General features: G+C 67.7%; 13 protein-coding genes, 1 tRNA gene and 1 pseudogene. 5 read left to right on the top strand and 10 right to left on the bottom strand.

Going from position 1 to position 21879, the window contains the following annotated elements:
- Positions 1-39 precede the first annotated feature (39 nt).
- The 3 genes from ACFY0D_RS01680 to ACFY0D_RS01670 all read left to right on the top strand — a co-directional run bounded on the left by ACFY0D_RS01680 (position 40) and on the right by ACFY0D_RS01670 (position 1810).
- Positions 40-978, top strand: coding sequence for a metallophosphoesterase (locus ACFY0D_RS01680; RefSeq protein WP_189743864.1), 939 nt, complete (start codon positions 40-42; stop codon positions 976-978).
- A 12-nt stretch (positions 979-990) separates the two neighbouring features.
- Complete coding sequence (locus tag ACFY0D_RS01675; protein WP_390796438.1) at positions 991-1698, top strand: Pr6Pr family membrane protein; 708 nt, start codon at positions 991-993, stop codon at positions 1696-1698.
- Between the two features lie 38 nt (positions 1699-1736).
- Positions 1737-1810, top strand: a tRNA-Pro gene (locus ACFY0D_RS01670).
- A 121-nt stretch (positions 1811-1931) separates the two neighbouring features.
- Here the strand turns inward: ACFY0D_RS01670 and ACFY0D_RS01665 are convergent.
- Together ACFY0D_RS01665 and ACFY0D_RS01660 are read right to left on the bottom strand one after the other, a co-directional pair.
- Positions 1932-2918 (bottom strand): hypothetical protein, encoded by a 987-nt coding sequence (locus ACFY0D_RS01665; protein ID WP_390796437.1) that lies wholly within the window; start codon positions 2916-2918, stop codon positions 1932-1934.
- Between the two features lie 1505 nt (positions 2919-4423).
- Complete coding sequence (locus ACFY0D_RS01660) at positions 4424-5542, bottom strand: hypothetical protein (RefSeq protein WP_390796436.1); 1119 nt, start codon at positions 5540-5542, stop codon at positions 4424-4426.
- Between the two features lie 375 nt (positions 5543-5917).
- Here ACFY0D_RS01660 and ACFY0D_RS01655 point away from each other — a divergent pair, with 375 nt between their 5' ends.
- Positions 5918-7111 carry a hypothetical protein gene (locus ACFY0D_RS01655; protein WP_390796435.1) on the top strand — a complete coding sequence of 398 codons (1194 nt, stop codon included), beginning with the start codon at positions 5918-5920 and terminating at the stop codon, positions 7109-7111.
- 19 nt (positions 7112-7130) lie between these two features.
- Positions 7131-7844 (top strand): creatininase family protein, encoded by a 714-nt coding sequence (locus ACFY0D_RS01650; protein WP_390796434.1) that lies wholly within the window; start codon positions 7131-7133, stop codon positions 7842-7844.
- Between the two features lie 210 nt (positions 7845-8054).
- Here the strand turns inward: ACFY0D_RS01650 and ACFY0D_RS01645 are convergent, their stop codons facing one another.
- From ACFY0D_RS01645 to ACFY0D_RS01610, 8 genes and pseudogenes are all read right to left on the bottom strand, one after another.
- Positions 8055-8879, bottom strand: coding sequence for a hypothetical protein (locus ACFY0D_RS01645; RefSeq protein ID WP_390796433.1), 825 nt, complete (start codon positions 8877-8879; stop codon positions 8055-8057).
- 829 nt (positions 8880-9708) lie between these two features.
- Positions 9709-10068, bottom strand: a complete 360-nt coding sequence (locus ACFY0D_RS01640) for a hypothetical protein (RefSeq protein WP_390796432.1) — start codon at positions 10066-10068, stop codon at positions 9709-9711.
- Positions 10065-12518: an AAA family ATPase gene (locus ACFY0D_RS01635; RefSeq protein WP_390796431.1), complete on the bottom strand. Its 2454-nt coding sequence runs from the start codon at positions 12516-12518 to the stop codon at positions 10065-10067. The genes ACFY0D_RS01640 and ACFY0D_RS01635 overlap by 4 nt, the downstream gene beginning before the upstream one ends.
- Positions 12519-12677: 159 nt before the next feature.
- Positions 12678-13043: pseudogene (locus tag ACFY0D_RS01630) on the bottom strand (ATP-binding protein); the annotation flags it as partial.
- A gap of 243 nt (positions 13044-13286) precedes the next feature.
- A complete protein-coding gene (locus ACFY0D_RS01625; RefSeq protein ID WP_390796430.1) occupies positions 13287-16514 on the bottom strand; it encodes a type I restriction endonuclease subunit R in 3228 nt (1075 codons plus the stop codon).
- Positions 16511-17767 carry a restriction endonuclease subunit S gene (locus tag ACFY0D_RS01620; RefSeq protein WP_390796429.1) on the bottom strand — a complete coding sequence of 419 codons (1257 nt, stop codon included), beginning with the start codon at positions 17765-17767 and terminating at the stop codon, positions 16511-16513. Before ACFY0D_RS01620 ends, ACFY0D_RS01625 begins: the two co-directional genes overlap by 4 nt.
- Positions 17764-19395, bottom strand: a complete 1632-nt coding sequence (locus tag ACFY0D_RS01615) for an N-6 DNA methylase (protein ID WP_390796428.1) — start codon at positions 19393-19395, stop codon at positions 17764-17766. The genes ACFY0D_RS01620 and ACFY0D_RS01615 overlap by 4 nt, the downstream gene beginning before the upstream one ends.
- Positions 19382-21424 (bottom strand): hypothetical protein, encoded by a 2043-nt coding sequence (locus tag ACFY0D_RS01610; RefSeq protein WP_390796427.1) that lies wholly within the window; start codon positions 21422-21424, stop codon positions 19382-19384. Before ACFY0D_RS01610 ends, ACFY0D_RS01615 begins: the two co-directional genes overlap by 14 nt.
- Positions 21425-21879 lie beyond the last annotated feature (455 nt).

Here is a 21879-nt window from a genome sequence, read left to right as displayed (position 1 = left end):
TGGCGCTCACTGGTTTTCCCGGTCTGCGACGATGGGTCCATGCGTGCGCGTTACGGAGTACCCCTGAAGGCGGCTGCCGGAATCGCTGCGGTCGGGGCCGCGGGTGTGGCCTATGCCGCCGGTTTCGAGGCGCGTTCCTTCCGCCTGCGCCGGGTCACGGTGCCTGTACTTCCCCAGGGGATGCGCCCGCTGCGCGTGCTCCAGGTGTCCGACATCCACATGGTCGGCGGACAGCGCAAGAAACGTGCCTGGCTGCAGTCCCTGGCCGGGCTGCGCCCCGACTTCGTCGTGAACACCGGCGACAACCTCTCCGACACCGAGGGCATCCCCGAGCTGCTCGACGCGCTCGGTCCCCTGATGTCCTTCCCGGGCGTGTACGTCTTCGGGTCGAACGACTACTACGGACCGAGGCTGCGCAACCCCGGGCGCTACCTGATCGAGCGGACCCAGGGCCGGCACGGGCTGAACGGCAACAAGCCGGTCGTCGGCGCCGTCCACAACCCGTGGGAGGAGATGCGGGACGCCTTCGACGCGGCCGGCTGGCTGAACCTCACCAACACCCGGGCGCGGCTGAAGCTGGACGGCCTGGAGCTGGCCTTCACCGGGCTCGACGACCCGCACATCAAACGGGACCGCTACGCGAGCGTCGCCGGCGGCCCGGAGGCGGACGCGGACTTCTCGATGGCGGTGGTGCACGCCCCGTACCTGCGCGTCCTGGAGTCCTTCACGGCCGACCGGTACCCGCTGATCCTCGCGGGCCACACCCACGGCGGGCAGCTGTGCATCCCCTTCTACGGGGCGCTCGTCACCAACTGCGACCTGGACACGAAGCGGGTGAAGGGGCTCTCCACGCACGAGGCGGAGGGCAATCGCGCGTACCTGCACGTCTCGGCCGGCTGCGGCACCAACCGGTTCACCCCGGTCCGCTTCGCGTGCCCGCCGGAGGCGACGCTCCTGACGCTGACCCCGAAGGGGTAATACGCTGCCGGGATGACCACCCCGTCGCGCCTCGTCCCGGTGGTGTTCCGCGCCCTGGTCTGCGCCGCGGCCGTGGTGGGGCTGGTCATCGAGTGCGCGTACGGGAGCGTGCCCGTCGTCCTGAGCTACTTCACGATCTGGACGAACATCCTGGTCGCGGTCGTCCTCGGCCTGTCCGCCGAGCGGGCCTGGCGGCGCCGGCCCGACGTCGCTCCCCTCTACCGGGGCGGTGTCCTCCTCTTCATCCTGATCACCGGGCTCGTCTTCCACCTGGTCCTCGCCAACCCGTCGAGTCCCTTCAACGTGGTCGCCGACCTCGACCGGCTGACCGGCGCCAAGGCCGTGGCCAACCAGCTCCTCCACACGGTCACCCCGGCCGGCGCCCTCCTGGACTTCCTCCTCCTCACGACGCCGCGCACCCTGCGCCCGCGCCACGCCGCGTTGTGGCTGGCGTACCCGCTGACGTACGTGACCTTCGCGCTGGTCCGCGGCGCCCTGCTCGCCCCGGGCACCGCGCGCCGGTACACGTACCCCTTCATCGACGCGGCCCGGTACGGCTACGCCCAGGTGACCCTGAACGCGCTGGTCCTGGGCGCGGCCTTCTACGCGCTCGGCCTCGCCCTGGTCACTGCGGACCGCTTGCGCCCGACGCCACCCCTGGCCCCGCGACCGCTCCGCGAAAACCGGATTTCGTCTCCGGCGAGAGGTCCGCTAAAGTAATCGATGTCGCCAGGCAGCAAGCGCTGCAAGGCGGCGATCGGGGTGTAGCGCAGCTTGGCAGCGCGCTTCGTTCGGGACGAAGAGGTCGTGGGTTCAAATCCCGCCACCCCGACTTCGTAAGACCAGGTCAAGGGCCTGATCCGCACTGCGGATCAGGCCCTTCCTGCGTTTACCGGCCTGTCTTGGAAGCCATCTGGGAGCCGACCTCGGAATCCGGCTCCCCGGGGAGCCGGTCAGGCAGCGGCGGCGCCGGGGTCCAGGGCAGTCGTGCGCGTGCTCCGGTCGTCGAGGACGATCAAGGCGGGGCCGTTCTCCTTCTCGGCCAGATGCGTCACGTGGTCGACCGCGAGAGCCGTCCTGCGGTAGACGGCCGCGGCGAGCGCCCACGTGGCCAGGTCCTGGTCTCCACCACCGGACGACGTTGAGCCGCCCTCGTGTTCCCGGGTCACCTTCCACATCGTGGTGAGCACGGCGAGCAGCGACCTTCCCGAGAGGGATGCCTCGACCCGGCCGCCATCCGTGTCGTCGATCCGCTCGGGGAGCCGGAAGTGGGTGTGCCCACTGGTGTGCTCTGCGATGAAGTCCCACGTCTCCCGGTGACAGATCAGCGTCGCGGAGGCGATCGCGGCAGCCGACAGGAGGCACTGCAGGTGGGCGCGCTGGTCCTCCTGGTCGGCCTGAGCGGGCTCCTGGACCGGCTCCGCGACAGGCGTCAGGTGCGGCCCGGTCTCCGGCTTTCCTGCCGTGTTCCCATGACCGTGGGCATTGCGGACTTCTTCCAACACGCGGGGTTCCTTCCCGTCGGATCGTTCGGTCAGCTCGGCCGGCTCTCCGAGTACCTCGGGCTCGGCCGGGTCCGGCCCAGCGGGCGGCTGCACAACGGACTCGGTGGTGGCCGGAGCGTCGGCCACCAAGGCGCTCGCCACCTGAGGCGGCACCAGCGGTACCGCCTGGATGCTCTCTTCCAGGCGCCGGCCCAGGGCCTCCAGACCGCTCCGCACCTCCGCCAGGTCGGTAAGGATCCGTTCCTGCCGCCGCCGGAGCTCACGGTTCTCCTCGCGCAGGCCCATCGTGCCTTGCGCCACTGCTTCGAGGACCTTCTGGCGTGTCTGGTCCACCGTCACGTAGAGCGCACTCAGACCCGTAGCAGGGTCCTCAAGTGTGCGTCGTATGACGTCGAGTTGACTGAGTGCCTTGTCCGTCTCGGCCCTCCGCCGCATGCAACCCCCTCTTCACTGTCGGTGATGACTCGCTCATCTCTCCCCGACGCAGTGTCAGCTAATGCGATGATTTCCAGCCGAATCACGATTCCGCTTGTGCGGGGCTGCACGCGGCCGGTACCACCGAGACCATGCACCGTTGGTCACCCCTCAACGATCGCCAGCTCGCACTCCTGACCCGGATCAGTGAAGGCGTCGAACCTGTCACGTCAGACACACCCGAACTCGCCCTCACCGCCAGAGCGCTGAAGGAACGGGGGCACATCGCCATGCCCAAGGAGGACGGGAGGTGGCGGGCGGAGATCACCGAGGTCGGGCGCTTCTACCTCCAGCACGGCCATCACCCCAACAGGCCCGAGCCGGCACCACGAAAGTCTCGCGCGGCAACCACGTCCGGACCGAAGAAGCAGGAATCCGACCGCCCTGAGCAGAAGGCCGCTGTCGAACAGAAGCCCCCGGCACAGCGCATCACCAGAACCCCACGGCCCTCTCCGGCCGACATCGGACGGGCGCTGATCACCGAGGTGCAGCAGGCCAGCCGCTTCCTGCGCGTCCCCGACCCGAACGAGGAGGAGCGAGCCCGCTACCGAAGGGCATTCGACGCGGCTCGCCAGTGTGCGCCTGCCGGGTACCACCTGAAGTACAGCGGGCGGACCAAGGGGGACTTCTTCCTGGGCCTGCTCCGGGTGACTGGCGAGGACGACACGGAGTGGAACCGGATCCGTCTGGCGCGCAGTCGGGTGATCACCGATGTGGACGAGGTCCTCTCAGCCCTGACCGCGGACCACAGCGCCTTCGAGATCTCCGAGGGGGTCCTGCCGCGTGTGCTGTCCCTGCTCCGCCTCATCTCCGAGCAGGCCCTCCCTCTCCACGGGGATCTCGCGGTGTCCAAGAAGCGCAGGCAGCCGAGACCGCTGCTCACGATCCATGGCCGGACGTACGAGATCACCTTCAAGGAACGGCAGAAGCAGGTCCGATACGTGCCCAAGCCTGCGGGCCGCCGCACGTACGACTGGCAGCGAGTCGTCCCGGCGCAACGGTTCGAGCCATCCGGGGAACTGGAGATGGTCCTCGCCCAGCAACAGGGCTACCAGTACGGCTGGAAGAAGGAGTGGGCCGACACCGAGAGGAAGCCGCTTGAGGACCAGATCGGTTCGGTACTACGGGCGCTGAGAACTCGGGCCGATGAGCAGGAACGGGCCCGTCTGGAGCGGGAGGCCGAACAGCGCCGACAGCAGGACGAGCGGGAACGGCAAGCAGCTGAGAACCGCCGACTGGAGGCCGAGCGGCAGGAGCGCGCCCAGCGGGAGTGGGAGGCCGCGGTCGGCGTGGCTTCGATCAAGGCGGTGGACGCGGCTCGTGCCGAGCACTTCGGCACTGCGCTGGAACAGTGGCGAGCTGCAGGAGAGATCCGGACCTTCTGCACCGCACTGGATGAGGCCGCAGCCCAGGCAGAGGACCCCTTCGAGGCCGAGCGGCTAGCAAAGAGGCGTTCGCCCTCGTGGTCAGCCGAGCGAAGGCATCGATCTTGTCCGCGTTGTGCCCGCGGGGCACGTCGTAGCAGTGGACGTGTGCGGAGTAGAGGGTCGACAGCTGCGCTTGAGGTCGACGCTGGAAGTGCGCCCGTTCTTGTTGTAGACGTCCTCCGGAAGGTCCTGCCAGCTGCAGATGGACGGCGTCGTCTGTTCGAAGGACAGCGTTCCGACGGTCAGTGTCCGATCCGACTCGATGTCGACCAGCCAAAACGTTGTGGTGATGTCCGTCTCGCCGAAGGAACGCGCCAGGCTCTCGGCGTCCGGCCAGCGCGGGTGCCCGTCCTCGAACCGGCTGGCGGCCGGCTTCGGGATCCGGAGCTGCTGGTCGGTCGGGAAGGCACCGAACGAGCTGACTTCGAGCCTGAAGCGGCGGTCGGGAAACACGAGCTTGTTGAGGGACAGACACTGCACGGCGAGATCGATGTAGTGGTACGCGCCGTGCATCACCATCCCGTAGCCGTACCGGTAGGGGTGATCATGCCGTGACTCGTACTCGTGCTGGAGGTTCCATACGCCACCGGCGGCTCGCAGGTGGAAGGACATGACGGGGGCCTGCCAGTCCCGCACCCGCTCTTCGAGCGAGCGGAGCAACTCCCCGTTGTAGATGCGGTGATACCGGCTCAGCGTCATCACGGAGTGCTTGGCACCGGTACGGCCGGCCTGAGCGATGAGCTCCTGCATGACCTCCGTGATCCGGTACGGAGCGAACCGGCCGTCCACCAGCGGAGCCAGGACCGGCTTCTCCACCAGCGAATCGATGCCGTTCTCAACGCAGTAGCGCAGATACGCTTCGTGCGCCCGCACCTCGGTCGCGATGTACACCTTCATAGGCAGCTCGGGCAGACGAAGTTGCCTAAGGGCGGCTCCGATCAGCTCCGGCTGATCCCGCTGCACGGTCGGACCGTGGCCTGAGTCCGGAAGGTAGATGACCTCCCGAGGCTTCAGGTCGACGCCCTGTATGCGTTCCTCGATCGTCGACCTCTCCGAGTCCAGGTCGATGACGGAGTACGAGTCGACGTAGCCGGCCTCGACAGCGTCCCTGATACAGGGCAGGTACTTGTTGGCGACGATCTCGTCGAAGCCGACCACCACGAGGTTGTGCCTACGGGTGGCGGGGAGGCCTGGACGAGCGGCAGCTCGTCCAGTCGGCTCCTCGACACAGCTGACAGTCGGAGGCCTGGAGACCAAGGTCGATGTTGCCCGAGACGTTCGAGAGTCGGTTTCCACCCTTATTGCTCCCACTCGTGCTGTCACTGCTCGGAGCCCTTCCGAAGCAGACCGGACGTAGATCGCTGCCGGCGGAGGAGCTCCGCCGCCGTGCTTGCGCCAAGTAGGCCCGACTCCCGGCCATCGGTCAGTGGACGGGGTTAACAAGACCAGCTGTTAACTGTTAACTCCCCACGTCAGACGCCGCCTTGGCCGCATAGTGAGAGAGGGCGGGCCGCGACGTGCTTCGGGGGAGCGATGAAGTCCAAGAGCAGGCTCCAGACAGCGCGGCTAAGCCGCGGGTGGATGCAGGGCGACCTCATCGAGGCTCTCGTCGCCACTGCCGAGCGCCTCGACGTCGAGTCGCCCAGCCCTGCCAGCTGGAAGACGCTCGTCTCCATGTACGAGAACGGTCGACGACCAGTGAGCGCGGACCACCAGCCCCTCTTCCGCGAGGCGTACCAAGCAACGAACGAGGAGCTCGGCTTCCCGGAGCCAGGGGTCCTCCTGGAGAGCCAGCCACCTCATCCACCGGCGGGCGCACTCCGGACGAAGATTCCCGTACCTATCAGCCCGGAGATGCTGAGGTACCTGACCTCCATCCTCGACCAGCACGCCCAGGCCGAACCGCTTGTAGGTCCCCAGTTCCTGATGGCACCTGTGCAGAGCCAGATGCCCCTCATCGAGCAGATGTGCCAACACGCCTATGGACCCTTACCCGAGGACGTCCTGCGCATCAGCGCTCGGTACACCGAGTTCCTCGGGTGGTTGCATCAGGACACGGGCCACTCAGACGAAGCCATGCGATGGACCAGCCTCGCCATGGAATACGCCCAGGAGCTGGGTGACCCCATGCTGATCGCCTACCTGTTCCAGCGATGTAGCAACATCGCCACCGAGGCGGGGCACGCAGGGCACGGCGCCGGCCTTGCCAGCGCCGCGCTCCGCTACGCCGCACAACTCTCTCCGCGAGTCCATGCGGTCGTGCTGCGCCAGCTCGCCAACAGCAAGGCAGGGCTCGGCGAAGCGGCCGAGCCCGACCGCGCGATCGACCAAGCTCTCGCTGCCGCCTCCAGAGGAGATGACGCTGACCCCGGGTACGCCTCCATGGCCTACATCGAAATAGAAGCCGCGAACTGCAACGTCCGCCTGGAACGGCCAGGCCAGGCAGCGGAGATCTACCAGGAGAGCCTCAGCCACTGGCCCGCCGTACAAGAACGGGACCGCGGTCTGTGCCTCGCACGCCTCGCCACGGCCAACGCCCTCCTCGAAGACGTGGAAGGGGCCCACCAGGCCGCCAAGCAAGCACTGGGAATCGCCCAACGGACAGGCTCGGCACGCATCCTGAACGAGCTGTACCGGCTTCAACCCCACCTTGCGCCCTGGCGCAAACTGGTGGAAGTTTCTGAGCTGAACAGGGAGCTCGACACGTTAAAGAGAGCCGCCCCGTAGTCGACCCCTAGGGAGTGCCGTGAACCTGCTGCCGACCGCCACCAGCACAGACGTCCAGGACCAGCAGCCACGCGTCGCCGTGCTCCCCGTCGGCTCTTTCGAACAGCACGGCCGCTACCTCCCACTGATCACCGACACGGCGATCGCCTGCATCATCGGCCAGGAGATCGCCAGCGCGTACCCCGTGCACCTGCTCCCGCCGATCACGATGTCGTGCAGCCACGAGCACGCCGCGTTCCCTGGCACCGTCAGCATTAGCGCGAAAACCCTGTACGCCATGATCGACGACATCCGGGGCTCCCTCGCGCGCTCTGGCATCACCAAGCTCGTGATCGTCAACGGCCACGGCGGCAACTACGTCCTGTCGAACATCGTGCAGGAAGCCAACGTCGACGGCCCCGTCGTCTCCCTCTTCCCGCTCAGCGCCGACTGGGACCGAGCACGCGATCACGCGGACCTGATCTCCGACCGCCATGCCGACATGCACGCAGGCGAGATCGAGACCTCCATCCTCCTGCCCGCTGTCCCAGAGCTCGTGCGCGACGGAAACGCCAATGCCGACCATGACGGCGGCCCCCGCCCCTTCCTCCTGGTCCAGGGCATGAGGGCGTACACCGCATCCGGCGTGATCGGCTTTCCGTCCTTTGCCACTGCGGGCAAGGGCAAAGCCGTGCTGGCTAGCCTGACCGGCAGCTTCGCGGGCCACCTCGAAGCCCTCGGCACGAACGACTGAAGCCGGCCAAGCCAACGCTCGTCGAGCGAGGCGGGCGGCGCCGACGACATCAAAGGCTGCTAGCTCCCAGCCCGGTGTCGCCACACTCGCTACTGGTGAGTGGCACCCCACGATCCGCAGCGCCCCGGTGGACCCAGTCCAGGCCGAGGGCTTCAAGGTGGGCACTGGGCGCTCGGGATGACTCCCCCGATCCGAGTCGACCACCAGCGGTCAGGTGCTCGCTGACCTATTCGCATCCGAGTTGGTGGAGAGACGAAGGATCTTGTCCCAAGTAGCCACTACCCCCGCAGCGGCGGCCGTCGCCAGGGCGACGCCGACAGCTGACGAAGCCAAGGCAAAGACGATGCCAGCGAGACAGAGGGTGAACGCAAATCCTCTCAGTACCTGCTGCCGCCACGCTCTGCGCTCCCGGTGACTGTGCAATAGCCCCTCGGCGGATACGTCCCCAGGTGCAAGATCTTGCAGCTGGCTGCTGGCGAGCACTTTCAGGATTCGCTCCATTTCGAGCAGAGCGCGCTTCGCGCCGTCGATGCGATCAAGCTCAACCCCGTCCCGAAGCTCACGCACGAGGGCGGCGGCTGCTGAGAACCGGGCCACGACCTGGGGCATGGGGTTGCGGCCATCAGGAAGCGCACGTTGCACGGCATACCTCTCCAGCGCGATGGCGAAGTCTTCCAGCGCTCGGACTGCCGCAACGTGTGGGGAGTTGAAGGGCGATGCCGTCGGAGGCTCCTTACCCGTTAGCTCCAGAGGCTGGAGGAGTGCCTCATAGGCCCTACGCACCGTGACCGTCACGGCCTCGGTTGTCCACCGTTGCATGCCTTGGTTTGTGACAAGCGAGGCGATCACAGCAGTGATCAACATGGGCGTCACCATGGCCCCCATGGCGACGGCGTCGGGCCATACGTGCCCGCTTCTGCGCTGGATGGTTGCTGCAAGGGCACCACCCGCTGAGACGGACATCGCGACGGGGGCGATCATCTTGAGAGCGAGTGCCCTGCGGGACACCTGGTACAGGACATCTTCACGCTGCAAGTAGTCCAGTGTCGGACGGTCTGGACGCGTCGCCAAGGAGCTGTCGCGGACCCGGCGAACCAGGTGAGCGCGGCGCCGTCTTGCGTGTGCCCGCGCGCGAGCCCAGCAGATCCGTTCCAAGAGCGTTCTGTTACCTCGGCGTTGCGACGTCGCCGTCATAGTCAGGGCCCATATCGACACTGTCCAAGCAGTGAAGATGAGAGCCCCAAACTCGGCTTTCGACACGTTCTCCCCCTCCCGAGCATCGCGGGGCTCAGCCCCATCACAAGTCCCTATGCCCTGGGGAGGTTCACAAATGCCTCACTGTCAGTAAGAAGCCCTGCACGAACCGAGTACCGTCGATCTGGGCACCGTAGCCCCGTGACCAGCTACGGAATCGGGCTGCCATCCTGGCAGAAGACCTCGCTCCGTGGTCTCAGTTCTGGTCTCATTCCCCTACGTCCGGGATCGTCCAGAGGACTGTCAACCAGCGGCTTCGCCGCAGGTCAGAACGCCCCCGCACGCCCCAGAACCCCCGTAAGAACATTTGGAAAGCGTGTTGGGGGCAACCCCTCACGAGTTCGAATCTCGCACCTCCGCCAGTGCCTCACCGGCCACGATGTCGGAGGGCCCACCATTCGCAATGGGCCCTTCGACGTCGCGAACGCTCTGGGCAAGATCCCGCAGGAAACGCAACCGGCCGTCGTCAGGGCATCCGAGCATCTGCCACACGCTCAGCCAGTCAGGCTGGTCCCGCCGCAAGCAGCGGTTCGCCATACTGGCGCTGCGACGGGCTGGCGCCCGGAACCCCGGTCATAGGATTAGCAGAAATCGGTGTGCAAAGACTGACTCAATTCCCCAATCGGGCGACAACGAGATTGACTTCGCTCCGCCAGAGCTCCAGCTGGCTTGCGGTAGGGCCGATCTCGTAGTGGTGGTAGTGGCAGCCCAGGCAGAGAAGCTTCCATACGGCCTTGGCCCGTCGGGCAGTCTCGGCTTCGGTGCAGCAGCGCAGGCAGAGGAGCTTCGCTCGCGTGGACCTGGCCCGGACTGCGGGCGTCGCGGCCAGCAGCGCGTCGGAGACCGCGATCTCCAGTGCGGTCCGGAGGGCGAAGGCGGCTCCCCGGTACCTGCCCGCCGCCATCGCGGCGGGCGGGTCGGTGAGGAGCCGGTCGGCGGTCGCGAGCAACAGGGGGATGGTGGCGTTCACAGCGTCGAGTCCTCCGGCTTCCGTACGTTCTCGGCAATGACTGCGATGGCGTCCACGAACCGGTGCGGGGCCGGCATGGAAGCGCCCGTGGGATGCGCACCCTCCTGGCACTGCCTGACGAGTCCCACGGCCTGCGGCCCGCAGCGCCTGCTCAGCTCCCGGTAGATGTCCCCCGCCCTGGACGCGTCACCGAACAGCCCCAGAGAGGCGATCTCCCTCAGCGTGTTCGCGTCGGTGATCGCGGCCTGTGCTTCGTGTTCCGCGATGCCGGCCCGGTGCATACTCAGCCAGGCGGCCTCGGTGAACGCGCGCTCCAGCACGGTCCGGCAGATGCCGGGCAGGACATGGGTCATCGCCACGGCCGGGAGGTCCGTCGTGCTCGCGAGGGCCCGCGCGTCCTTCAGCGCCTGAGCGACCGGATCGGTCTCCCGCTCGACCTTGACGATGGACCGGTCACCCCGCTCGACCTGGAGCACCGTCACGGCGAGCTCCTGGTCGTGGAAGGCACGCTGCAGCCTGGTGTCGTGGGTGAAGACCACGACCTGCCGGCTCTGGCCGAGGTCGTGCAGGACCTTCGCGAGGCCGTGGACCTTCGCCGGGTCCATGGACTGCACCGGGTCGTCGATCACCACGAAGCCGAACGGGCTGTCCGGCGCGGCGGCGCGGGGCAGGAAGAGTGACAGCGCGAGGGAGTGCAGCTCCCCCTGGCTCATGACCCCGAGGGCCGACGCGTCCGTACCGTCCACGCACACGTCCATCACGAGCTTGCGCACGGAGGCCTTCTCGGTGCCGTTCAGGCGCACGGACCTCAGGTCGACGTTGCTCTGCTGCCGCAGCTGCTCCCAGATCCTCTGCGTGTGGTCGGCGAAGGGCCGCAGCCGCTCCTCCCGCAGCTCCCCGCCGGCGTCCTTGAGCCACTTGCGGGCCGCCTTCACCTGACGCAGCCGGGGCTTTCCGGCATGGGCGGTACGCGCCCGGTCGAGCCAGCCCGCGAGCCGCGCGACGCACCGGCGCCAGCCTTCGTCCAGCTTCTCCAGTTCCAGGACCGCCTCCTCCCTGAGGACGGCGCAGGCGTCGGCCAGGACGAGGGCGCTGTTCTCGGCCCGCCCGGCGAGCTGCTCGGGATCAGCGATCCCGCGACAGGCCGTCCACTCCTCCCACGGATCGACCAGCGCGGCCGGAAGCCAGTTGGGGGCCTGGGTAACGAGGTACCGCACGGCATCCACAGAGCGGCGCAGGGCGCTCCGCGCTTCCTCGGCGGCGGTGGCCTCCTGCCGAAGGGCGGCGATCTGGTCGGCCGCACGCTCTGCCCAGGCGTCGTCCAGCAGCCGGGCCGAGCCGCAGACGGGACAGGCTTCCTCGCCGGGGTGACGGCGGCTGTGGTCCAGGGCCTTGGCCAGCAGTTCGGCGCGCTGGTGAGCGTCCTCGGCGCCCGATGCGCGCACGTCGCCCAGGACGGCGACGGCCTCGCGCAGACGGTCCACCGCCGGGCCGACCTCGTCAAGGTCGGGTCCGGTCAGGGCAGCGGCGGCGCGCAGCCCGTCGAGGTGGCCGGCGTCGGCGGTGGGCAGGCCCTCCACCAGCACGGTCAGCGCGTCGAAGTCGGGGGCTCCGGTCCGGCCGAGAGCCGCGATCGCCGCATCCGCCCGGGGGTCCTCCAGACCGGACAGCATCTCGACCAGCCCCGGCAGCTCCGCTTCAGCGCTCTTCAGCGCGGTGTTCAGCTCCTTCTCCAGGAGCTGGAGCAGGTCGTCGGCGCCAGTCAGCTTGCCCAGACCGAGGATCTTGGCGACCGCGTCGTACATCTGACTGGGCTTCCCGCTGATCATCCGGTCGAGGTCGGAGTACGACAGGAGCGGGCGGTAGTCGGTCAGCGGCTGCTGCCAGCCCGCCTCGCCGAAGGCGCCGCGCCCGTGCCCCGGACGCTTGAACTCGGTGTCGGGCAGCGTGACATCGTCCCCCGCCCAGGTGCAGGTCAGGGTGGTGGGCTTGGTGTCTCCTTCCTCACACAGCTTGACTTCGATCTTCGGCGCCGCACCGTCGTGCAGGTTGCGCCAGTTGCTGCGGTACACGGGGTTGAGCCCGTCCCACCGGGCGCTCTTCCCGGTGAACGCCGTCTCGATGGCCTCGGCGAAGCTGGACTTGCCGGAGCCGTTGCGTCCGACGACAAGGGTGACGCCGGGCTTGGGGGCGAGGGAGAGCCACGCCTTGGGGCCGATGCCCCGGAAGCCGGCGACGGAGACGGAGTCCAGATAGACGCGGCGAGGCGCGGCGGCCGCGGCGGCCCCTTCGACGTCTCCCAGCGCCTCCCGGAGCATCGCCTTCGTCGCGTCGGAGAGCACCGAGGCGGCGAGGCGGGTCTCCAGGAGGCCGGAGAGCGTCTGCGGGTCCTCGGCTTCTGCCGACGGTGCGGCTTCAGCGTGAGTGCTCTGCGCGGGTTGTGCCGTCACGGTCAGCTCCTCTGCTCCGGTGTCCGGCCCGCCGCTTCGTGGGGGCTCGGTGTAAAGGAACAGTAGGAAGACTGGATGGCTCCAACCTATTGATTCACCGATAACCCCTCTTATCGGTAACTGGTCGACATGGAACAGGGTTGAGTTCAGTCGAAGGCCTCAGGGCTCCACCGCCACTTCCGACCAGACGACCTTGCCGATCGGAACACGGGGCGTCACACCCCAGCGGGTGGCCAGCACGTCCACGAGAAGCAGGCCGCGCACCGCCTCATCGTCGGGGGACGGCGCAGGCGCAGGGGCCGGGGGCCAGTCCGAGGACGCGTCCCCCGCCTCGATACGGATCAGACGCCGCCGCGCATCAGAGGTCAGGCGAAGCCGGAAGTCGAGCCCTGGCACACGCCCGTGGCGTACGGCGTTGGCGGCAAGTTCCGCCACCAACAGGGCGACGGTGCAGGAGACGTCCGAGGCAGGCGGATGCCCCCACTCCTCCAGGACCCGCACTGCGAGCCGCAGAGCGAGATGCGCACCTCGGGGTGTCGAGGTGAACTACGCGGCGAACTCCTCCTATGCGGACCCGGTTTCCTCCCCTGGGTCGCACGCTGCCTCGCCGAGCGGCCGCACCGCTGCTTGCGTCTAGCGTGCCTTGAGCGCACTTGGCCGGGACGGCGGGCTGCCGCGACGACGGCACCTCCGTTCAACTCGCACGTGCGGGACTGATCGCCGACCTCAACAGGCGGGCCGGCCGCATGGCGGCCCGCCTGCTGAGGACTACTTGGCGCCGGGTGCCCACTGGGCCGCGAAGGTCTCCATCTGCTTGAGGACTAGGTCGATGGCCTCCAGCTCCTCCTCGGGCGGGTAGTCGAACATGGCCAGGACCCGGCGGATGCGGGTGCGCAGCTTGGCGCGCACCGGCTCGCGGGAGAGCCAGTCAACGGACAGGTTCTTGCGGACGTCCGCAACGAGGGCCCGGGCGATCTGCGCGAGCTTGTCGTCGCCGCCCTCCATCAGCTCGGCCATGTCGCGATGGGCGACCGCGTCGTAGAAGGCCAGCTCGGCGTGGTTGAGCGGCGGGTCGAAGCGCTCACCGCGACGGGCTTCATCCGACACCTGCCGTGCCAGCGCGGCAAGTTCGGCGATCGCCTGGGCGCTGGTGAGCTGCTGGAGCATGTAGCGCGTCATCAGGTCGTTCAGCCGCTCGGAGAAGCTCTCGTGCCGGACGACGTTGTGCTTCGTCACCTCGCGCATCTTCTGCTCGATCATGCGGCGCAGGGCCTCGGCGACCAGGTGCGGGGTCTCGGAGTTCTCCAGCTTCCGCAGCTGGGCGTCGTTGAGGCGGGTGATGTCCAGCCGCCCGATCCCGGCCTCTTCGTACAGGTCGGTGATCTCGTCCGCGTCGACGACCGAGGCGGCGAGCGCTTCGAGGTAACGCCGGATCTCGGCGGTCACCGGCTGACCGGTGGCCTCGCGGTCGGCGGCATCGAGCTTGATCATCCAAGCGCGCACCTCGCTGAAGAAGGCGATGTCGCGCCGCCAGTCCTCCAGGTCCTCGCAGCGCTCGGCGATCTCCTTGCTCATCGCGCAGATCCGGTAGAAGCGGTCCAGGCGGGCGGCACTGTCCTTGAAACGGACGGACAGCGGCTTGGTGCCGGGTTCCACCTTGTTTCCGGGAGTCTTCGGGTCGCGCAGGAAGTTGGAGGTCAGGCGCAGGGCTCGCTTGCGCGGCTCGGGGTGGGCGGTGTCTGCGAGCAGTTCCCGCCAGCGCGAGCCGGCCAGCAGGCCCCTGATGGTGGCGAGTTCGTTCTTGACCTCGGTGATGGCCCGGCAGATGTCCGCACCCAGCGTCTTGTCCTGCCGGTCCTGGCGGGAGTACTCCTCCAGGGCCTTGGAGAGGTTGTCGGTGAGCGGCGCGTATCCGACGAGGAGACCGTCCTGCTTCCCGCGGAAGCGGCGGTTGACGCGGGCCAGGGCCTGCATCAGGTTGGCGCCCCGCATGGGGCGGTCCATGTAGAGGGTGTGGATGGGCGGTGCGTCGTAGCCCGTGAGCAGCATCGAGTGCACGATGAGCAGTTCGAGCGCGTCCTCCGGGTTCTTGGCCCGGGCCTGGACCGTCTTCTGCTGGGACTTGAGCAGGGCATGCTTGCGCAGGTGCTCCTCGTCGGTGCGGTCGCCGTGGAAGACGATCTTCATGACGCCCTGGTCGACCTCGCCGCTCGCCCACTCGGGACGGCGCTCGGCCAGCGCGTCGTACACCCGGACGCAGATCTCCCGCGTCGCACAGACGATCATTGCCTTGCCGGGGCCGCCGATGTCCGGCTTCATCAGCTCACGACGCTTCTCCCAGTGGGAGATCAGGTCGTCGGCGAGCGTCGCTATGCGGTCGGGCGCGCCGTAGACCGTGTTCATGGTGGCGGCGTACTGCACGGCGCGGCGGCGCTCGGCGTCGTCCATGCCCTCGGTGAGGGCGTTGGCCTGCTCGTCGATCGTGGACGGGTCGACGTCGGGCGGCAGGGACACGTCGATGACGCGAGGCTCGTGGTAGACGCGGACGGTGGCCTCGTCGTCGACGGCCCGCTTGAGGTCGTAGATGTCGATGTACTCGCCGAACACCGCGCGGGTGTCGGCGTCGGCCTTCGAGATCGGGGTGCCCGTAAAGGCGATGAGCGTGGCGTACGGGAGCGCGTCGCGCAGGTGGCGGGCGTAACCGTCGAGGCTGTCGTAGTGCGAGCGGTGCGCCTCGTCGACGACCACCAGGATGTTGCGGCGCTCGGAGAGGAGGGGGTGGCCCGCGCCCGAGTCCTTCTCCTCCTGGCTGAGACCGAACTTCTGCAGCGTGGTGAAGATGATCCCGCCGACGGTACGGCTCTTCAGCTCGGTACGGAGCTCTTCTCGGGTGTTGACCTGGCGGGGCTCCTGCCCGAGGAGGGTCTGGCTGTCCCGGAAGGTGTCGTAGAGCTGGTCGTCGAGGTCGTTGCGGTCGGTGACGACGACGACGGTGGGGTTGTTCAAGGCCGGGTGGCGCGAGACGAGGGCGGAGGTCTCCACCATCTCCTCGGACTTGCCGGCGCCCTGGGTGTGCCAGACGACGCCCGCCTGGCCGTTGCTCTGTGAGGCGGTGACGATCGCCTCGACGGCCTTGGTCACCGCGAAGTACTGGTGGGGCTTTGCGATGCGCTTGCCGGTGGGCGTGAAGTTGACGAAGTTGCGGGTGAGGGAGAGAAAGCGGGACTGGGTGAACAGGCCGTGGAGGGCGAGGCTCAGCGCCTCCAGGCCGTCGTAGTCCGGCGCGTTGGTGTCGACGCGGTCGCCGTCGTGGTCGACGTTCCACGGCGCGAAGTGCTCGTACGGGGTGAAGACGGTGCCGTACTTCGCGGTGATGCCGTCCGAGACCAGACTCAGGACGTTGTAGCGGAACGCGATGGGGAACTCAGCGACGTAGGTCTGGAGCTGGGCGTGCGCGTCCTTGAGCGTCGCGTTCTCAGCGGAGGCGCTCTTCAGCTCGATAACGGCGAGGGGCAGGCCGTTGACATAGAGGACGACGTCGAAGCGGCGGTGGCGGCCGTCGGTGTCCCGGACGGTGACCTGGTTGACGGCGAGGTAGGTGTTCGCGTCGGGGTCGTTGAAGTCAACGAGCCGGACGGTCGGGGTCTGCTCGGCGCCGAACTCGTCGGTGTAGGTGAGCCGGACGCCGGCGGTGAGGTGGGCGTGCGCCTGCTTGTTCTCCGGGTACGCCTCGGTGGAGGCGGGGTCGGTGGCGATGCGGAGCGCCTCGTGGACGGCGGTGGCCGACAGCTCGGGGTTCAGCCGCTCGATGGCCGCCTGGAGCTGGTCGTGCAGGATCAGGTCGTCCCAGTCCTTGCGATGCCCGGAGCCGGGGGCGATGGCCTTGCCCTCCTTGACCTCCCAGGCGAGCTCGGCGAGCTCGTCCATGGCGAGGTGCTCCCAGGTGGACTCGGTCATCTTGCCGTCGAGCTTGGCGCTGTCGTTGGTCATCGTCATACGGCGTCCTCCACGATGCGCTCGGCGTCGCGGACGCGGAGCTTGCCGGACATGAGCTGGGGGAGGAGGGTGTCGCGGAGGGTGGCGAGGGTGCGGTTCTCGCCAGCCGCCTGAAGCGCCCGTTCTACAAGTGGTGCGGCTGCACTCCTGAACTCGGAGAGCTGGTCGGCTGGAGGCTCCACCACTGGGATTCCCTTGACCGCGGTCGAGTTAATGCCCGGGATAGCGGCGCCTGTGCCACGCCGACGCATTTCCCCCATAATAGGCGCCGAGGAAAGCCAGTAGTATCCAAATTCCTGCCCAAGGTCAGGATTCATACGCACTCGATAAACATGCTCATTGATGCACATCTGAGCGAATGGAAAGCCGCTGCCGAACATGGATACGTGCGGTTTAAAGTCGCCAGGCCTTCCGCCATCCTTATAGACCAAGATGTCGCGGTCTCGAAGAACTCCTCGCCTCATGCCTGCAAAGAACTCTTCGGGCACATACTTGACTTTACTGAAATCGAAATGCGCAAGCCGCACAATGCTCTCGGCGCCAATACTAGGAACACCCGACGTGTACTTGGCCACGCCCCCTTTGGGTCGGGTGCCGGTCTCGATGATTGTTGTGGCCGAACCCAGGTCAGTGCTCTTCCATTCAGCCGGCAGGGTCAATCCATCAACCAAGTACTGGATCCCCACTGCGAAGTACCGATCAAAGAGAGCACCCCCAAGAGACTCGGCAGCGATGGCGATGCACTCATTAATCGCGATCTTGTCATCTAGCGCCCCCAGAATTTCTCCGATCCTCCTTTGGATGGAGAGGTCTGGCACATGGACAATGAAGCGCGAGAAATGCGTCTTGTTGATGATCGGAGTCGCAGACCCGCTCGCGATCTGCGTGATTTCCGGGGACCGGTGCAGCAGAAGGTAGTAGACGAATCTGCCGTCGTAGTCTGAGTTTGGCACGACGGAGTTGATCTGCTGGTTCGTGACAACTCGATCGCTAGTGAGAGTGACCTTCCCGATCGTGCTGCCAATACAGGTGAAGCATGTGGAATTAGCAGGCACGACTCTCCGGGCGAGGCGGTCCGCTCCTACCTCGGACAGATGCCGGGCCGGATGCGCGACCCGCTTTCCGATCTCTTGGTCGCTGGGTGTTACGAAGTCTATATAGTCACCCCAGGAGTCCGACTCGGAGCCCTTCGGGGTGGCTCCTGTCACGACCTCTCCTAGATCACCGATTTTCACCGCCGTCCAGCCGCTCACAGGGTCCTCCCCAACTGCTCCCGCACCACCGCATCTAGTCGTGCCGACTCATCCAGATGCGCGAACAGCTTCTTTGTCAGCCGCGTGATGCGCGCGTCCACCGACTCCGCTTCCGGGTCGTCCTCAGCCTCAGCCGCCCCCACGTACCGCCCCGGAGTCAGCACGTAATCGTGCTTCTCAAGCTCCTCCAGCGTCGCGCTGTAGCAGAACCCGGATACATTCTCGTACGAGAGCCCCTTGTCCTTCGCCGACTTGGTGCCGCGCCACGCGTGGTACGTGTCGGAGATCTTCTCCAGGTCCTCGTCCGTGAGGATGCGCTCCGTGCGGTCGAGCATCGTGCCCATGGCCCGCGCGTCGATGAACAGCACCCGGCTTCGGCGGTCCTCCAGTGCCTTTGTGCCCTGCGGGGACTTGTCCTTCGTGAGGAACCACAGGCACGCCGGGATCGCCGTGGTCCGGAACAGGTTGGCCGGCAGAGCGACCATGCAGGCGACCAGGTCCGCCGCGACCAGCGCCGCGCGGATCTCGCCCTCGCCCGACTGCTTCGATGACATGGAGCCGTTGGACAGGACGACACCTGCACTGCCCCGGTCGCCGAGCTTGGAGACGATGTGCTGGAGCCAGGCGTAGTTGGCGTTCGACTGCGGCGGGACGCCGTACCGCCAGCGGGGGTCGTCCGACTTGCGCGCCCAGTCGGACATGTTGAACGGCGGGTTGGCCATGACGAAGTCGGCCTTGAGGTCAGGCAGCTTGTCGTCGGCGAAGGTGTCCGCCCACCGCTCTCCGACACCCTTGGGGTCCATCCCGTGGATGGCGAGGTTCATCTTCGCCAGCCGCCACGTGCGCTCGTTGGCCTCCTGGCCGTACACGGCGATGTCGTGGGTGTGGTCCTTGCCGCGCCGACTGGCGACGAATTTGCCCGACTGCACGAACATGCCGCCCGAGCCGCACGCCGGGTCGTACACCCGGCCCTCGTACGGCTCCAGGACCTCCACCAGCAGCCGCACCACGCTCGCCGGGGTGTAGAACTCGCCGGCGAGCTTGCCCTCCGCCCTCGCGAACCGCCCCAGGAAGTACTCGTACGTCTCGCCGAGCACGTCCTGCGCTGGGCGGTCGCCGTGCCCAGTGAAGCGGGCATCACTGATGAGGTCGACCAGTTCCTTCAGGCGCTTCTGGTCGACGTTGTCGCGGTTGAAGATCTTGGGGAGGACGCCGGTGAGGGCCTTGTTGGCCTTCATCACCTCGTCCATCGCCTCGTCGAGGAGCTTGCCGACGCCACCCTCCGCGCTCGACGCGTTCTCCTTGATGTGGTCCCAGCGGGCGGTCGGGGGCACCCAGAAGACGTTCTTCTCGGTGTACTCGTCCTTCTCCTCCAGGAACGCCGCCCGCCGGTGCTCCGGGATGGCCGCCAGCTCCGGGTCGGCGGCCAGCTCCTCGCGGCGCTCGGTGAAGGCGTCGGAGACGTACTTCAGGAAGACCAGGCCCAGCACGAACTCTTTGTACTGAGCGGCGTCCATGGAACCGCGGAGCTTGTCCGCGGCCTTCCACAGGATGTCCTGAATCTCCTTGGTGCTGGAGACGCCGGGCAGTTCGCCCTGTCCGGCGGCGGCTCGCTTACGCGGGGGCATCGTTCCTTCTTCCTGCGTGACTGCTCGACGACAGCTCGTCCATGGTCAAGGTATGCATTGCGTACGGTGGTTGGTTCACGTTTCGGTCGAGAGTGAGGGTGCCGTCCGCGAGGCCGGCGACCGTCAGGCTCGTGGCCTCGGCGAGCGCGTCGGCCTGCGCGCGCAACAGCCGCTCCCGGCGCTCGGTCTCGGCCAGCAGGGCGTCGAAACGCTCGACGTCCTCCGGGTCGAGGTCGGGCAACTGGTAGTCCTCGATGCGGCGGGCGGCCCGCACGGCGCTCGGGCTGCGGCCGGTGTTGCGAGCGACGCCGAGCAGGGCTGCCAGCACGCGCGGGGTCAGCGGGCGTTCGGCGGCGCGGTTGACGCGGAGCACGCGGGCCGGGAAGGCGACCACGCTGAAGCCATCGTGGTCGACGTACAGGCCGAGTCGCGGCGCAAGCGTGTAGACGACATCCCCCGGCTCGGTGAGCGCCACGCGGTCGTACGCGGTGGCCAGCACCAGCCGGTCCATGCGCCGCGCCCCGACGGCGTCGGCCCCGGTGATCTCCTCGGGGCCGAGCACGGTGTGATGGCCGTCCCGGACCAGATGGTCCTCGTCGATCCGGTGGCCCTTGAGCCTGCTCACCCTGCCCTCGGCGATGAGCGCGCCGAGAGTGGTCCGCCGGGGCATCCGGCCGACGCGGCGCAGCACGCGCCCGCGGTACGGACCGTGCGTGTCCTCGTACGACCCGGCCTCGTCGGCCGCACGCTCCAGGCAGGCCTCGGCTTCAGCGATAAGTGCGGGACGCTCTGTCGTCGTCCGCGACCAGATCGCGGAGGCAGGCGGCGCGGGCGGGGTCAGCGGGCCGCCGAAGGAACGGTCCAGGACAGCGACGTCCACCGCGCGTCCGTAGCGGGGGTCGTGGCCGTCGAGTGCGCGGAAGCCTTCGGCGCGCCAGAGGAGTACGTCTTCAGCCAGCCGGGCGCATACATCTTCGGTCAAGGAGACGGCGCTGATGTCGGCGAGTAAGACCTTGCCGTCCGCTGCCGAGACGGGGTCGCGGGTGAGTACCCAAAGAGCCGGACGGTAGCCGGGACGGTAGGGAAGCACGCCGCCGGGCAGAGCGATGACGGCCTCGACGATATTTCTGCGCAGCAGCTCCGACCGCAGCTGGGACTCCTCCGTGCCCCGCAGAGCGTCGACGAGGGCGTCGGCGGGGCCCAGCACGAGGGCCGTGGAGCCGGAGGCGAGAAGGTCGGCCACGCGCTCGATGCCCTCAAGGGCGGCGAGGGCCGAGCGGTCCTCACCGGGGCGGTACGGGAGCTGAGTCACGATGAGGTCGGGGTCCGCGAGGCGTTCCTCGAGGTCGTTGCCGGTCTGCACGTCGAGTGCGAGCTCGTCGACGCCCGCGAGCAGCAAGCGGCGACGGGCGATGCGGGCCAGGCGCTCGTCCGGCTCGGCGGCCAAGGCGGTGATGTTCTCGCCGTCGTCGGCCTCGCGCAGCAGCGCGGCAAGCAGGTCGCCGGCGCGTGCGTGCGGGTCGGCGAGGGTGATCGATTGGTCGCGTTCCAGGCGGACAGGCAGGTCCGCGAGCTGGGTGATCAGGCTCAGAAGCTCGGGGGACACGGCATCTGCGGCGAGAGCGTCCACGCCGAGCCGGGCGCGGGCAGCCAGCAGCCGTTCGTACGCGCCTCGCTCGTTGTAGGCGGCGTCAGCCAGGTCCTCTGCGAACCGGACGAGCGGGGCGGCGGCAGCGTCGACTGAGCGCAGCTCGCGCAAGACGAACTCGTCCTCGGCGTCCATCCGCTCAGCTCGGTGCATCACCGCGGCCCACAGCGTCCGGTCATCGTCGTCGTCAGCGCCGACGTCAGGACCGGCCAGTGGGCGGCCGTCGAGCCTGCGCAGGCACAGCAGGCTGCCCAGGACCTCAATGAGCTGCCACCCACTGAATCGGTCCGTCAGTGCCACGATGCCGAAGAGGGCCACATCAGAACGAAGCTCCGCATGGTCGGTGTTTCCCAGACCCGAGGAGATCAGCCACTCCGCCACTTGCCCGCCGTCGAACAAGGGCCGGCCGGCATTTCCCGCGACGGGTGCCGGGAAATGCGAGTACCGTCGCCGCCACGTCGAGACCACGGGACGCTTCACCCGCGCGAGCGTTGCGATCTCGGACATGGAGACGTACGGCACAGCCGCGAAGGGGTGAGATGAGCCCGGCACGGAAACCCTACGGTGAACCACGGCGCCCCACCCCCCTTCAAGACCCTGTTCGCAGGACACCCTGACTGCCCCGTCGGCAGGTACCGCCTCCCGCGTATCCAAAAACTACGGCCGCTCTTCCATGGAGCTGCCACGGGCTCTCGATAACGGGGGTTATCGAGCTCCGCAATGCTACTGGCTCCCAGGATGCCATCCCGGTCCACGTGAGCCAGCTGGGAGCCTTGCTCCCCTAGCCGGCATCTGCGACCAGCCACCGGGCTCCGGCTCTCGGTATCGGCCGGGAC

The organism is Streptomyces sp. NPDC001502 (assembly GCF_042894785.1).
Lineage (GTDB): Bacteria > Actinomycetota > Actinomycetes > Streptomycetales > Streptomycetaceae > Streptomyces > Streptomyces kutzneri.
This window is presented reverse-complemented; position numbering and strand designations above follow the sequence as displayed.

Excerpts from the sequence above, each read along its gene's own strand:
- ACFY0D_RS01680 (WP_189743864.1), top strand. The coding sequence starts at position 40 with ATGCGTGCGCGTTACGGAGTACCCCTGAAGGCGGCTGCCGGAATCGCT.
- ACFY0D_RS01675 (WP_390796438.1), top strand. The coding sequence starts at position 991 with ATGACCACCCCGTCGCGCCTCGTCCCGGTGGTGTTCCGCGCCCTGGTC.
- ACFY0D_RS01665 (WP_390796437.1), bottom strand. The coding sequence starts at position 2,918 with ATGCGGCGGAGGGCCGAGACGGACAAGGCACTCAGTCAACTCGACGTC.
- ACFY0D_RS01655 (WP_390796435.1), top strand. The coding sequence starts at position 5,918 with ATGAAGTCCAAGAGCAGGCTCCAGACAGCGCGGCTAAGCCGCGGGTGG.
- ACFY0D_RS01625 (WP_390796430.1), bottom strand. The coding sequence starts at position 16,514 with ATGACGATGACCAACGACAGCGCCAAGCTCGACGGCAAGATGACCGAG.
- ACFY0D_RS01615 (WP_390796428.1), bottom strand. The coding sequence starts at position 19,395 with ATGCCCCCGCGTAAGCGAGCCGCCGCCGGACAGGGCGAACTGCCCGGC.